Below are 14,499 nucleotides of genomic sequence, written 5' to 3' on the forward strand. Positions count from 1 at the left end.
GCGGCCGCGATGGCGACGGCGGCCACGGCGAAGGGGCCGGCCGCCCCCGGCGGCGCGCCCTCCGCGCGGGGCAGGAGCGTCATGGGCACCCGGCGCTGGGTGGCGGGGCTTTTCCTGCTGCCCGCGCTGGTGCTGCTGGGCGCGCTGGTGGTGTACCCGATCGGCTACACCACCTGGCGCAGCCTGTTCGACAGGGCCGGCTCGGGTTTCGTCGGGCTGGACAACTACGGCTCGGTCTTCAGTGACGACAGCACGCTCACGGCGCTGCGGAACACCGCGATCTGGGTGGTCGTGGCGCCGGTGCTGGCCACCGCCCTGGGGCTGATCTTCGCGGTGCTCACCGAGCGGGTGAGCTGGGGCACCGCTTTCAAGCTGGTCGTCTTCATGCCGATGGCGATCTCGATGCTGGCGGCGGGCATCATCTTCCGCCTGGTGTACGAGCAGGACCCGGCGCGCGGGGCGGCCAACGCGGTGGTGGTCGGCGTCCACGACACCTTCGCCGAGTCCTCGGCCTACCCGGGGGCGCGGCCACGGCCGAACGGCTCGCTGACGGCCTCGGGCGGCGGCTCGTACACCACGCGGGACGCCGCCCGGGAGGGGACGGCGGTCGGGCTGCCGCTGATCGGCGTACCGGCGGCGAAGCTGCCCGCGGGCACCGCGGACGCCCGGCAGGCGGCCCCGGGGCCGGGGGTGACCGGGACGGTGTGGCTGGACTTCAAGCCCGGCGGCGGCGGTTCGGCCGGGGTCATCGACGCCGGCGAGAAGGCGCTGAAGGGCGTACGGGTCGAGGCCGTGAAGGACGGCCGGGTGGTCGCCTCCGCGACGTCCGGCGGGGACGGCACCTTCTCGCTCCCCGACTCGGCGGCCGGCGCCCGGCTGCGGCTGCCCGCCTCGAACTTCGCGGAGCCGTACAACGGTGTCGACTGGCTCGGCCCCACGCTGGTGACGCCCGCCATCATCGGCTCGTACCTGTGGATGTGGGCGGGCTTCGCCATGGTGCTCATCGCGGCGGGCCTGGCCGGAGTGCCGCGTGAGCTGATGGAGGCGGCCCGCATCGACGGCGCCAACGAGTGGCAGGTCTTCCGCAGGATCACCGTGCCGCTGCTGGCCCCGGTGCTGGTGGTGGTCGTGGTGACTCTGATGATCAACGTGATGAAGATCTTCGACCTGGTCTACATCATCGCCCCCGACACCTCGAAGGACGAGGCCAACGTGCTGGCCCTGCAGCTGTACCTGTCCTCCTTCGGGGCCGGCAACGACCAGGGCGTGGGCAGTGCGATCGGCGTGATCCTGCTGCTGCTCGTCGTCCCGGTCATGGTCTTCAACATCCGCCGACTGCGCAGGGAGGCCCGCCGATGACGACCGTCGCAGGCACAGCCGAACCGGCGGGCCCGGCCGAGGCCCGGGCCACTCCGGCCGCCGTCAGGGAGTCCTTCGCCTCGCGGGTCGCGGCCGGTGCGAGCGGCGGGGTGCTGAGGGTCTTCCTCGTCCTGGTGGCGCTGTTCTGGCTGATGCCGACCGTGGGGCTGCTGATCTCCTCCTTCCGCGGGCCGGTGGACATCGCCGGCTCCGGCTGGTGGAAGGTGTTCACCACCCCTTCCCAGCTGACCGTCACCAACTACAAGGAGCTGCTGAGCAACGACACCGTCACCTCCTCGCTGGTCAACACCGCGCTGATCACGGTGCCGGCCACGCTGCTGGTGGTGGTGATCGGGGCGCTGGCCGGGTACGCCTTCGCCTGGATGGAGTTCCCCGGCCGGGACTGGCTCTTCCTGGTCGTGGTCGGGCTGCTGGTGGTGCCGGTGCAGATCGCGCTGATCCCGGTGGCGAAGCTGTTCGGGGAGATCGGCATCTTCGGCGACATCATCGGCGTGGTGCTCTTCCACGTCGGCTTCGGCCTGCCGTTCGCGGTCTTCCTGCTGCGCAACTTCTTCGCGGAGATCCCGCGGGAGCTGCTGGAGGCGGCACGGCTGGACGGCGCCGGCGAGCTGCGGCTGTTCGCCACCGTGATCATGCCACTGGGCGGCCCGGCGATCGCCTCGCTCGGCATCTTCCAGTTCCTGTGGGTGTGGAACGACATGCTGGTGGCCCTGATCTTCTCCAACACCGGTTCGCAGCCGATCACGGTCGCGCTGCAGCAGCAGGTCCGGCAGTTCGGCAACAACATCGAGATCCTGGCGCCGGGCGCCTTCGTCTCGATGGTGATCCCGCTCGTCGTCTTCTTCGCCTTCCAGCGCCAGTTCGTCTCCGGCGTCATGGCGGGCGCCGTGAAGTAGGCCGCCGCAGGTCAGCGGGGCAACACTCCGTCACCGGAGGGGTCGCCGTACGCGGCGTACGCCCGGGATATAACGGGCATACGCCGCGTAAGCCGACATTACGGATGTGCTGCCTTGCCCCGGTTCAGCGTCATCGTGCCCGTATACAAGGTGCAGGCCTATCTGCACGAGTGCCTGGAGTCCGTGCTCGGGCAGAGCTTCTCGGACTTCGAGGTGATCGCCGTCGACGACCGCTCCCCCGACGCGAGCGGTGCCATCGTCGACGCCTTCGCGGCCCGCGACCGCCGGGTGACCGCCCTGCACCTGAAGGAGAACGTGGGTCTCGGCCCGGCCCGCAACGCCGGCATGGCCCGCGCCACCGGCGACTACCTGCTCTTCCTCGACAGCGACGACACCCTCGCGCCCGGCGCGCTGCAGGCCGTCGCCGACCGCGTCAAGGAGACCGCCGAGCCGGACGTGCTGGTCTACGACTACGCCCGCACCTACTGGGACGGCCGCGTCGTGCGCAACCAGCGCGCCCATCTGCTCGCCCAGGACGGCCGCCCCGCCGGCCCCCTCGACGACCGCCCCGCACTGCTGCGACTGCTCCCGGTCGCCTGGAACAAGGCGTACAAGCGGGACTTCGTCGAGCGGCGCGGCTTCGCCTTCCCGCCCGGCTGGTACGAGGACGCCCCCTGGACCTACCCCCTGCTGCTCAGCGCCCGCGCGATCGCGGTGCTCGACCGGGTGTGCGTGCACTACCGGCAGCGCCGCCGGGGCAGCATCCTCGCCACCACCAGCAGCCGGCACTTCGACATCTTCGAGCAGTACGACCGGGTCTTCGCCTTCCTCGACCGCAACCCCGCACTCGACGGCTGGCGGCCCGCGCTCTTCAGCCGGATGACCGACCACCTGCTGGCGGTCTACAACACCCCGGGCCGGCTGCCCCGCTCCGCCCGGGCCGTCTACTTCAAGCGCTGCACCGCCCACTTCCGCCACTACCGCCCGCAGGAGCCGGCCGCCCGGCCGCGCGGCATGCCCGGCGGAACACGGCGGCTGCTCGTCCGGCTCGGCGCGCGGCACGTCTTCGACGCCGTGCGCACCGTCAACGCGCTGCGCAGGAGGCTGCGACGGCTCGGCAGGGACACCGCCCGGGCGGTCCGGGAGGCGGGTCTGCGGCTGCACTACCGGATCCAGCGGCACCGCTCCCTCGACCCGGACCTGGCGGTCTTCGCGTCCTGCCGCTACGGCGGCTACGGCGGCGACCCGGCCGCCCTGGAGGCCGCGGTCCGCGACCTGGCCCCGCACATCCGCACCGCGTGGATCACGACACCGGCGTACGCGCGCACCCTGCCGCACGGCGTACGCCGGCTCCAGCCGGGCTCACCCGCCTACTGGACGGCGCTGGCGCGCGCCACCTACCTGGTCAACGACGTCAACTTCCCGCACGCCTACCGCAAGCGGCGCGGCCAGGTGAACCTCCACACCCACCAGGGCACCCCGCTCGGCCGCATGGGCCTGGACGTCCAGGGGCATCCGGCGGCCTCGGCCGGCCGGGACTTCGCCCGCATGCTCGCCCACACCGACCGCTGGGACTTCTGCCTGTCCGCCAATCCGCACTCGACGGTGGTGTGGGAACGGGCCTACCCCGCCGGCTACACCACCCTGGAGCACGGCCAGCCCCGCAACGACGTGCTGCTGCGCGCCGACGCCGACGACGTGCGGCGGATCCGGGCCCGGCTGGGCATCCCGCCGGAGTCCACCGCGATCCTGTACGCCCCGGCGCACCGCGACTACCGGCGCGGCTTCCACCCGCCCGCCGACCTGGCCCGCATGGCCCGCGAACTCGGCCCCGGGCATGTGGTCCTCTACCGCGCGCCGCACGGGTACGAGGGCACGGCCACCCTGCCCGAGGGGCTGCCCGACACCGTGCTGGACGTCTCCGCCCACCCCTCGGTCCAGGATCTGTGCCTGGCCGCGGACGCCCTGGTCACCGACTACTCGCCGCTGATGTTCGACTACGCGGGCCTGGACCGCCCGATCGTGGTGCACGCCGAGGACTGGACGGCCTACCGGGCCGCCCGCGGCACCTACTTCGACATCACCGCCGAGCCGCCGGGGCCGGTCGCCAGGAACGAGGACGAACTCCTGGACATCCTCACCACGGACGCCTGGCGCGGCCCCCGCTCGGCGGAGCTGCGGGCCGCGTTCCGGGCGCGTTTCTGCCCGTACGACGACGGCCACGCCGCCGAGCGGGTGGTGCGGCGGGTCTTCCTGGGCGAGGACGGCGGCCAGCCCTCCGTGGTCCCGCCGGAGCGGCGCACCCCGGCCCCGGCGGCCCGGCCGTAGTCACGGCGGCGGGGCGGGGGTCCGCTCGTCCGGTTTGAGCACGGGCAGCAGATCCGGCTCGCCCAGCAGCACGCGCCGCACGGCGCGCTCCGCCGCCCGTCCGTCGTCCCAGGGGCAGAAGCGGGCCCGGAAGGCCGCCCGCAGCTCCGCCGCCTCGGGCGAGGCCCACGCGCCGGAGCGGAAGGCGGTGGCGATCCCGGCCTCGTCGCGGGCGACCACGCCCGGGGTGTCGCCGGGCCTGCCGGACAGCAGGTCGAAGTAGGTGCCGCGGGCGGCCCGGTAGACCTCCCAGTCGGCGGCGTGCACCACGATCGGGCGGTCCAGGTTCGCGTAGTCGAACATCACCGACGAGTAGTCGGTGAGCAGGGCGTCGGAGGCCAGGCACAGCTCCTCCAGCGGCATGTACGCCGACACGTCCAGCGCGCCCTCGGGCAGCTCCGCCGGGCCCGTCCCCGGGTAGAAGTAGTGCGCGCGGACCAGCACCAGGTACTCCGGCCCGAGCGCCCGGCACAGCCGTGCGAGGTCCAGTAGCGGGACGAACTCCCGCTGGTAGTCGCGGTGCGTGGGGGTCCACAGGATCGCCCTGACGCCGTCCGGGATGCCCAGGCGGGCCCGGATCCGGCGCACGTCGGACGCGCCGGCGGTGAAGTAGGCGTCATTGCGCGGGTAACCGGTCGGCAGGGTCAGGTAGCCGCCGGGATAGACCCGCTCCCAGACCTCGCTGGAGTGGGGGTTGGCGGACAGGGAGTAGTCCCACTGGTCGGCGTGGTCCAGCAGCCGGCGGAAGCTCATGCCCTTGGCCACCGCCGGGTGGGCGCGCAGGTCCATGCCCATGTGCTTGAGCGGGGTGCCGTGGTGGGTCTGCAGGTAGACCTGGCCGGGGCGCTTGACCACTTCCCCGGTGAAGTTGGCGTTGTTCACCAGGAAGCGGGCGCGGGCCAGCACCTCCCAGTAGCGGCGGGAGTTCACCTCGACCCGGTCGACGTCGTCGGGGACCTCGGCGTGCTCGCCCCGCCGGACCACCCACACCCCGTGCAGGTGCGGGGCGAGTTCGCGGGCCTTGTGGTAGATCGCGGCGGGGCTGCACAGCACCCCGCGGTTCCAGTACGCCGCGTACACCACGAGGTCGTCGTCGAGCGGACGGCGCCGCTCCAGGGCGTACCAGCGGCGGTAGGCCTCGCGGGCGGCCGCGTGGCGGTGCGCGCGCAGCCGCCGGGCAGCGGCGGCGCGCAGCTCGGCGGCGCGGTGGGCGGTGAAGGTGCCGGGCAGTCCGGCCCGGCGGAAGAAGGCGGCGCGGTCCTGCGGGCGCAGCCGCCCGGGGTCGTCCAGGACGGCACGCAGCCGCCGCTCCCGCTCGGCGCGCAGCACCGGCAGGTCGTGCCGGGCCAGCAGCGTGTCGTACCGGTCGATCAGCGCGAGGTGCTGCGGACCCGGTGTGCCGGAGAAGCTGCCGCGGCGGCGCCTGCGCCACGTGACGCAGACCCGGTCCAGGCAGGCGATCCGGGGGGCCGCGAGCAGCATCTCGTACGCCACCGGGACGTCCTCGTACGGGCCTGTGCCGAAGCCGAAACCGGCCCAGTAGTCGCGCCGCACGGCCCGGTTCCAGGCGGCGGGCAGCACGGTCAGGCAGTCGGGGCGCTCGGTGGCCCGGAAGACGGCGTGCCCGGCGAGGGCGGCCGCGTGCAGGAAGGCGCCGTCCTCGCTCTCGGCGCGGTGCTCCCACACGTCCAGGACGTCGTGGTCGAAGAGCAGCACCTCCGGGTCGCCGGTGGCCCGCAGCCGTGTGTCGAGGGCGGTCAGGGCACCGGGCGCGAGCAGGTCGTCCGCGTCGAGGAAGAGGAGGTAGTCGCCGCTGGCGCGGGCCGCCCCCGCGTCCCGGGCCGGGCCCGCGCCGCCGTTGCGGGGCTGCCGCAGCGGGAGCACCCTGGTGTCGGCGGCCGCGACCTCCTCGACGACGGCCGCCGATCCGTCGGGCGAGCAGTCGTCGACCACGATGAGCTCCAGGTCCGCGTACCCCTGCCCGAGCACCGACTCCAGGCAGGCGCGGACGTACCCCTGGGCCTTCCACACCGGGACGATCACGCTGAACCGAGGCATAGCGCCGAGCGTATGCAGGACCGGCCCCCGGCGCCCGGTGGATCACCCGAAAGGCGCAGGCGAGGTGACCGTGGCGGCGGTGACGAGTTGAACCCCTCGTCCCCCTGTCGCCCTCATCCGGAAAGGGCCACGTCACCGATGTCATCGTGCACGCCCCGCCTCACTGTCGTCGTTCCGGTCCACAACGTCGAGAGCTGGCTGGAGGAGTGCCTGCGCTCGGTGGCCGCCCAGACCTTCGACGCGCTCGACGTGGTGATGGTGGACGACGGCTCCACGGACTCGGGTCCGGAGATCGCCCAGGGCTTCGCCGACCGCGACCCGCGCTTCAGGCTCGTCCGCCAGGACAACGGCGGACTGGGCCACGCCCGCAACACCGGCACCCGGCACGCCGACCCGCGCACCGAGTACCTGTGCTTCCTGGACAGCGACGACATCCTGCCGCCGCGCGCCTACGAGATGCTGGTGGGGCTGCTGGACGGGTCCGGTTCGGACTTCGCGACCGGCAACGTCTGGCGGCTCACCGCCGACGGCCGCAGTCAGGCCTGGCAGCACCGCGACATGACCCGGACCGTGACCGGCACCCACATCACCCGGGACCTGAGCCTGCTCTCCGACCGGGTCGCCTGGAACAAGGTCTTCCGCCGCTCCTTCTGGGAGCGGCACCGGCTCGCCTTCCCCGAGGGCGTGCTCTACGAGGACACCCCGCTCACCATCCCCGCGCACTTCCTCGCCGAGTCCGTCGACGTACTGCACGAGCACGTCTACTACTGGCGCATCCGCGAGGGCTCCATCACCCGCCGCCGCACCGACGTGAAGGGCGTGCGCGACCGGATCGCCGCCGTCGACCACGTCAGCCGCTTCCTCGCGGACCCGGTCCGCACCCGCTGGACCTCCTACAAGCGGGCCTACGACCGCTCGGTCCTCACCGACGACCTGCTGTACTTCATCGACGCGCTGCCGATGGCCGGCCCCGAGTACCGGCGGGTCTTCATGGACCGCTGCCGCGACTGGCTGACCCGGGTCGACCCCACCCTCTTCCCGGAGCTGCCCGCCGGACTGCGCATCAAGTGGCACCTGATCGTCAAAGACCGCCTGGACGACCTGCTGGCCGTGCTCGACCACGAGCAGCGCAACTCCTCCGGCTTCTCCGTCGCCGGACCCCCGCTGCGCAAGCGGGCGGTCCTGCGCGGCCCGGACGGCGGACGGCTCGCCCTGCCCGCCTCGGCCGCCCGGCTGCGGCGCTCCGACTTCCCGGTCCGCGCGCGGGTGCGCGAGGTGGTGCGGGAGAACGGCCGGCTCGTCCTGCGCGGCTACGCCTACCTGCGCAACATCGACGCGGACCGCAAGGGCGCCGCGCACATCACCGCCGTCGCCGTCCACGGGCACGGCCGCCGGGCCAAGGTGGTGCTCCTGCCGGCCAGGATCCGGCAGGAACCCGCCGCGACCCTCAACTCCCACCAGGAGGAACACTGCTACGACTGGTCAGGTTTCGAGATCACGATCGACCCGGCCCGGCTGACCACCGGCCGCCGCCAGGGGGAACCGCGGGCGGGCCGCTGGCGGCTCGGTGTGATCGTCGCGGCCAGAGGGGTGATCCGCAGGGCGGCCCTGCGCGCCGCGGACGCGGGCTCGGGAGCGTCCCCGCCCTCGTACGCGACCGGCGGCGGGATGCGGCTCGTGCCGTACTACCGGCAGGGGCGGCTGCACCTGTCGGTGGAGCCGGAGGTCCGGCGGCTGACCGGCCACCGGGCGACGGGCGACGGCAGCGCGGTGGAGCTGGACTTCACGGGCGCGGAGCAGGCGACGGCAGTGCGGCTGTCGCACTCCGCGACCCGCACGGTGTTCGAGTACCCGCTGGAGCCCGCGAACCCCGGGGACGCGGACGACGGCGCCCGCCGGGCCCGCGTGCCCCTCGCCGACCTGGCGGGCGCCCGGCCCGCGCTGGAGGCCGGCCCCAAGGAGGTCCGTCCCGAGGACACCGACAGCTGGGACGTCGCGCTGCTGCGCGCCGGGCACGCCGATCCCGTCCACCTCGACGCCTCGCTGCCCGCCGGGCACTACGACCTGGGCACCGACCCCCGCCTCGGGGGGACGCCGCGGCGGCTGCTGGTCGAGGCGAAGGCGTCGGGGAAGCTGGTGCTGCGCGACCGCACCCCGCAGCCCGTCACCGACGCCATCGGCTGGACCGCCGAGGGCGCCCTGGTCGTGGCCGGCAGGCTCGCGCCGGGCTCCGCCCCGGGTCCCGCGGAGCTGGTGCTGCGGCACGGCACGCACCGGGTGGAGCACGCCGTCCCGGTCCAGGCCGACGGCGTCCCGGGGCGCCGGCCCGGGTCCCCGCTGCCGTCCAGCGCCATCCCGCCGATGCCGCCGGCTCCGGAGGACCCGGCCGGGCCGGGCCCCCACGAGGGGCGCCGCTTCACCGCCACCCTGCGCCCCGGCGCGCTGGAGTCGCTCGCCGGGCCCGTGCCGCTGCCCGCGGGCCGCTGGTACCTGTACCTGCGCGACGGCGCCGGCACGGAAGCGCCGGTGCGGGTCGCGCCCGGGGTGTTCGAGGCGCTGCCGATGGCCGCGGAGGCGGGCGGGAAGGCGTTCACCGTCGACCGGCGCTTCCACGACCGGCTGTTCGTGGAGGCCCGGCCGACCGTGCCGGAGCCGCAGCGCGGCCCGTACCGGCAGCGGGTGCTGCGCGAGAGCCACTACCCCCGCACCCGCGGGCTGCCGCGCCGTGAGGCGGTGCTGTACAGCGCCTTCGACGGGCGGGCGTACGGGGACTCGCCGCGCGCGGTCCACGAGGAGCTGCTGCGCCGCCGCGCGGCGGACGGCCTGGAGCACCTGTGGGTGGTCAGGGACGGCCAGGCGCCCCCGCCGGCCACCGCGCGGCCGGTCGTACTGCACAGCGCCGCCTGGTACGAGGCGCTCGCCCGCAGCCGCTTCATCGTCACCAACACGCACCTGCCGCAGTGGTTCGTGCGCCGCCCGGACCAGACCGTGCTGCAGACCTGGCACGGCACCCCCCTCAAGCGGACCGGCCGGGACCTCGCCGGGACGCTCTGCGCGGACCTGGTGCACCTCCCCCGCCCGCCGCGCGACCCGGGCGGCCAGTGGAGCCTGCTGCTGTCGCCGAACGCGTACAGCACCCCCCTGCTGCGCACCGCGCTCGGGTACGACGGCCCGGTCGCCGAGACGGGGCTGCCCCGCACCGACGTGCTCTTCGCCGACGACCGCGACAAGGTGGCCGCCGCGCTGCGCGACCGGCTGCGGATCCCCGGGGACCGCACGGTCGTGCTGTACGCGCCGACCCGCCGCGACGACCTGGCGTACGACGCCGAGCACTACCGCATGTCCCCGTACCTGGACCTGGCGGAGGCCGAACGCGCCCTGGGCGCCGACCACGTGCTGCTGTTCCGGTCACATCCCCTGGTCGCCGACCGCGTCCGCACGCCGCGCTCCGGCTTCGTGCGCGACGTGTCCTCCCACCCGGACGTGGCGGAGCTGCTGCTGATCGCGGACGTCCTGGTCACCGACTACGCGTCACCGGCGGTCGACTTCGCCAACACCGGCCGCCCGATGCTCTTCCTCGTCCCCGATCTGGAGCACTTCCGCGACACCCTGCGCGGCTTCTACCCCGACTTCGAGGCCCAGGCCCCGGGCCCGCTGCTGCACTCCACCGCCGACCTGGCCGGCGCGCTGCGCGACCTCGGCACCGTGGCACGGCACAGCGCCGACGCGTACGCGCACTTCCGCACGACGTTCTGCCACCTCGACGACGGCGGCGCGGCGGCCCGCGCCGCCGACCGGCTGCTCGAACCCGACCGTCACTGACCCCCCAGGGAACCCAGGATCCACATGCCCCGCTTCTCCGTCATCGTCCCGGTCCACAAGGTGCAGGGCTATCTGCGCGCCTGCCTCGACTCGGTGCTGTCGCAGTCACTGCCCGACATCGAGGTGATCGCGGTCGACGACCGCTCGCCGGACCACTGCGGCCGCATCCTCGACGAGTACGCGGCCCGCGACTCCCGGGTGATCGCGCTGCACCACGCGGAGAACCTGGGCGTGGGGCGGTCCCGCAACACCGGTGCCGAGCGGGCCACCGGCGACTACCTGCTCTTCCTCGACGGCGACGACACCCTCGCCCCCGGCTCCCTGGAGGCGGTCGCCGAACGCCTGAAGCAGGACGGCGACCCGGACATCCTCTACTTCGACCATGTGCGCACCTACTGGTGGGAGGCGGCCGAGAAGAGCGTCTTCGGGGAACTGCTCGCCTCGGCCGGCACCGACGTCTTCCGGATCACCGAACGGCCCGAGTTCCTGAAGCTCTTCGCGATGACCTCCAACCGGGTCTACCGCCGCGCCTTCTACCGTGGGCACGGCTTCGCCTTCAGTGACGGCATCTACGAGGACGCCCTCGTCTCCTATGTGACGATGCTCAGCGCCGAGCGCATCTCGTGCCTGGCGCGCGTGGTGCTGGAGTACCGGCAGCGCCGCAGCGGCGCCAGCACCCGCAGCCCGGGCCGCAACCACTTCGTCATCCTCGACCAGTACACCCGGCTGTTCGACTTCCTCGACGGGCCGGGCCGCGAGGACCTGGCGCCGCTGCGCCCGATGCTGTTCGAGCGGGCCGTCAGCCACTTCCTGTTCTGCCTCGGCAACCCCGACCGGATCCCGCCGCGGCTGCGCGGCGAGTTCTTCCGGCTCGCCGCCCGCTGGTACGCCCGCCACCTGCCGGAGGGCTTCACCGCCCCTGAGGACAAGGCCGTCGGCTACCGGCGGCTGGCCCGGGGCAGCTGGGCGCTGGCCCGGCTGGGCGACATGCCGGGCAAGATCCGCGGGGAGCTGACCCGGCGCAGGCGCCGGGTGCGCCGGCGCCTGGCGCAGCGCCTCAAGTCCGGCCTGTACGCGTACCACCTGCGGCGGCCGCTCGACCCCAACCTCGCGGTGTACTCGGCCTACTGGGACCGCGGGGTGTTCTGCAACCCGGCCGCGATCTACCACAAGGCGCGGGAACTCGCCCCCGGCGTCCACGGGGTGTGGCTGGTCCGCAAGTCCGACGTCCCCCGGGTGCCCAAGGGCGTGGACTACGTGGTGCCGCGCACCCGGCGCTACTGGCGGCTGATGGCCCGTGCCACGTACCTGATCAGCAACGTCAACTTCCCCAACGACGTCAGGAAGCGGCCCGGCAGCATCCATCTGCAGACCCACCACGGCACCCCGCTGAAGAAGATGGGCATCGACCAGCAGCGCTACCCCGCCTCCGCCAAGGGCATGAGCTTCCGCCGGCTGCTGGAGCGGGTGGACCGCTGGGACTACAGCCTGTCCTCCAACCCGCACTCCAGCGAGATCTGGGAGCGCGTCTACCCCTCCTCCTGGCAGCACCTGGAGACCGGCTACCCGCGCAACGACGTCTTCCTGACCGCCGGCGCCGCGGAGGTCGGCCGCGCCCGCGCGGCGCTGGGCATCGCCCCCGGCCGCACCGCGATCCTGTACGCGCCGACGACCCGCGACTACCAGAAGAACTTCGTGCCGCGGCTGGACGTGGAGCGGGTGTGCCGGGCACTCGGCGAGGACTTCGTCCTGCTGACCCGGATCCACTACTTCCACGGCGAGGACGCCCGGCTGAAGGCGCTGCACAAGGAGGGGCTGCTGATCGACGTGTCCCGGCACCCCACGGTCGAACAGCTGTGCCTGGCCGCCGACGCCCTCGTCACCGACTACTCGTCGATCATGTTCGACTACGCCCTCCTGGACCGGCCCATCGTCGTCCACGCCGACGACTGGCCGGTCTACCGGGCCAGTCGCGGGGTCTACTTCGACCTGCTGTCCGGCGCCCCCGGGGAGACCCCCGGCGCGGTCTCCACCAGCGACGACGAGCTGATCGCCGTCTTCCGCGACGGCACGTGGAACGGCGCCCCGGCGGCGGAACTGCGGGCCGCGTTCCGCCGCCGGTTCTGCGCCTTCGACGACGGGCGGGCCGCGGAGCGGGTGGTCCGGCGGGTCTTCCTCGGCGAGACCGAGCCGCTGCCCGTCACGCCGCTGGAGGCGCGCACCCCCGCCCCGGCGCCCTCGGGGCCCGGCGGTCCCGCCGCTCCCGGGGCGCTGCGGGAGCCGCACGCCGGCCCGAAGGAGGCCGCCGCCCGCCCCTAGCCGCCTCCGTACGGACCCCGCCGGGATGCAGCCCCGCCCGTCACGATCAAGCATCGAGGGGAACGAGGTGACGAGCCGACGACGGCCGGGAGGGCTGCGGTGACCGGCGTGCTGACCCAGCGGAACTGGCGGACCCAGGCATACGAGCTGCGGGAGGCACGGCGGCTCTCGCCGTACCTCCTCATCGGCACCCTGTTCTGGGTGGTGGTGGCCGTCCGCACCTGGTACTCCCCGGTGGCCTCCGACTTCGGGCAGCACGCCGCCGCGATCGAGCGCATCGCGGCGGACTGGCGGCACCCGGCCAACCCGCTGCTCGACGTGCCGGGCACCGGCAGCCCGTACTTCACCCCGTACACCGTCGCGCTGGGGCTGCTGGCGAAGGCCACCGGGGTGCCCGGCTGGCAGCTGCTCAAGGCGTGCGGCCCGGTCAACCTGGCGCTGGTCGTCACCGGCATCGGCGCCTTCACCCGCGTGCTGAGCAGACGGCGCTGGGCGCCGGTCCTGGCACTCGCCGCGTTCGTCCTGCTGTGGGGGCCGCAGTACAAGGAGTGGAGCGGCTTCCTCGGCCTGCAGTCGATGATCCGGGGGCTGACCTACCCCAGCGCCTTCGCGGTCGGGGTGACGTTCTGGGTCTGGGCGCTCTCCGCCCGGGCGGCCCGGCGCGGCGTGGCGGGGACATGGCTGCACGCCGGGCTCGGCCTGCTCATCGGGACCGTGCTGCTCGTGCACCCCTTCACGGCGATGGGCACCGTCATCGGAGTGGTCGCCATCGTCATCGGCATGCAGCGCACCCCCGTCGCGGCCGGGGTCCTCGGCCGGTGGGCGCTGACCGCGGCGGTCGCCTTCGCGGTCGCCGCCTGGTGGCCGTACTTCAGCCTCTCCGCGCTGCTGGGCGACCCGACGGTCGACGACGTCCACCGGCGGCTCTACTCGGACCTGTGGCAGTGGTACGGCCTGGCCCTGGCCGGGCTGCCGGCCCTGCTGTGCCGGCTGCGGCTGAACCGCTTCGACCCGCTGGTGCTGATGTTCGCCGCGGACTGCGCGGTCGCCGCCTACGGCTGGCTCAGCGGCTCCTACTCCTTCGGGCGGATCTTCGGGCTGCTGCTGGTGCCGCTGCAGTTCGCGCTGGCGGTGGAGCTCGCCGAGGCCCCGCCGTGGACGCCGCTGCGCACCGTGCTGGCCCCGGTGGCGGGGGTGGCGGCCTGCGTGGGGCTGGTGGCGCAGGCGGGCGCGATCGTGCCGCAGCGCTACGTGCCGCCCGCGCTGCACCTGCAGCGGCTGAGCAGCTGGCCCAGCTACCTGTGGGCGCACAAGTACGTAGCCGTCGGCGACGTCCTGCTCACCGACGGCTACACCCCCAAGCACGTCATGCCCGCCTACGGCGCGTTCCTGGTGTCACCGGCCTGGCCCGACCCGTCGACCACGGCCGCCGCCCGTGAACGCCGCGAGGCCGACGTACGCGCCTATCTCTCCCCCGCGACGCCCATGGACCAGCGCCTGGCCATCGCCCGCCGCTACCACGTGAAGTGGGTCATGACCGACCCGTCGGCCCCGGCACCGCCGGGCGCCGTCCAGGTCGCCACCGGCCCGCGCACCGGCGAGCGGCTGTACCGGCTCGGGTGAGCCCGGGCATGCGGCAGGGGCCGGGGCGAAATCG

Annotated in this window: 7 protein-coding genes; 6 read left to right on the top strand and 1 reads right to left on the bottom strand. The window is 73.9% G+C overall.

What is annotated here, in order from left to right; genetic code table 11:
• The first annotated feature begins 9 nt into the window (after positions 1–9).
• From ACWDAS_RS34120 to ACWDAS_RS34130, 3 genes are all read left to right on the top strand, one after another.
• Positions 10–1,359 carry a carbohydrate ABC transporter permease gene (locus ACWDAS_RS34120; RefSeq protein WP_450398630.1) on the top strand — a complete coding sequence of 450 codons (1,350 nt, stop codon included), beginning with the start codon at positions 10–12 and terminating at the stop codon, positions 1,357–1,359.
• Entirely contained in the window at positions 1,356–2,276 is a 921-nt protein-coding gene (locus ACWDAS_RS34125) for a carbohydrate ABC transporter permease (protein WP_450398631.1), read from the top strand. Before ACWDAS_RS34120 ends, ACWDAS_RS34125 begins: the two co-directional genes overlap by 4 nt.
• Before the next feature lie 114 nt (positions 2,277–2,390).
• Positions 2,391–4,604, top strand: coding sequence for a bifunctional glycosyltransferase/CDP-glycerol:glycerophosphate glycerophosphotransferase (locus tag ACWDAS_RS34130; RefSeq protein ID WP_450398633.1), 2,214 nt, complete (start codon positions 2,391–2,393; stop codon positions 4,602–4,604).
• Here ACWDAS_RS34130 and ACWDAS_RS34135 read toward each other — a convergent pair whose 3' ends face one another.
• Positions 4,605–6,701 carry a bifunctional glycosyltransferase/CDP-glycerol:glycerophosphate glycerophosphotransferase gene (locus ACWDAS_RS34135; RefSeq protein ID WP_450398635.1) on the bottom strand — a complete coding sequence of 699 codons (2,097 nt, stop codon included), beginning with the start codon at positions 6,699–6,701 and terminating at the stop codon, positions 4,605–4,607.
• A 138-nt stretch (positions 6,702–6,839) separates the two neighbouring features.
• Between ACWDAS_RS34135 and ACWDAS_RS34140 the strand changes: the two genes are divergently transcribed.
• The 3 genes from ACWDAS_RS34140 to ACWDAS_RS34150 all read left to right on the top strand — a co-directional run bounded on the left by ACWDAS_RS34140 (position 6,840) and on the right by ACWDAS_RS34150 (position 14,465).
• A complete protein-coding gene (locus ACWDAS_RS34140; RefSeq protein ID WP_450398637.1) occupies positions 6,840–10,523 on the top strand; it encodes a CDP-glycerol glycerophosphotransferase family protein in 3,684 nt (1,227 codons plus the stop codon).
• Between the two features lie 24 nt (positions 10,524–10,547).
• Positions 10,548–12,842, top strand: a complete 2,295-nt coding sequence (locus ACWDAS_RS34145; RefSeq protein ID WP_450398639.1) for a bifunctional glycosyltransferase/CDP-glycerol:glycerophosphate glycerophosphotransferase — start codon at positions 10,548–10,550, stop codon at positions 12,840–12,842.
• Between the two features lie 99 nt (positions 12,843–12,941).
• Positions 12,942–14,465 carry a hypothetical protein gene (locus ACWDAS_RS34150; RefSeq protein ID WP_450398641.1) on the top strand — a complete coding sequence of 508 codons (1,524 nt, stop codon included), beginning with the start codon at positions 12,942–12,944 and terminating at the stop codon, positions 14,463–14,465.
• The last annotated feature ends 34 nt before the right edge of the window (positions 14,466–14,499 follow it).

This window comes from Streptomyces sp. NPDC001070 (assembly GCF_053598835.1).

Coding starts and splice junctions, on each gene's coding strand:
- ACWDAS_RS34140 (WP_450398637.1), top strand. CDS start 6,840: ATGTCATCGTGCACGCCCCGCCTCACTGTCGTCGTTCCGGTCCACAAC.
- ACWDAS_RS34135 (WP_450398635.1), bottom strand. CDS start 6,701: ATGCCTCGGTTCAGCGTGATCGTCCCGGTGTGGAAGGCCCAGGGGTAC.
- ACWDAS_RS34125 (WP_450398631.1), top strand. CDS start 1,356: ATGACGACCGTCGCAGGCACAGCCGAACCGGCGGGCCCGGCCGAGGCC.
- ACWDAS_RS34120 (WP_450398630.1), top strand. CDS start 10: ATGGCGACGGCGGCCACGGCGAAGGGGCCGGCCGCCCCCGGCGGCGCG.
- ACWDAS_RS34145 (WP_450398639.1), top strand. CDS start 10,548: ATGCCCCGCTTCTCCGTCATCGTCCCGGTCCACAAGGTGCAGGGCTAT.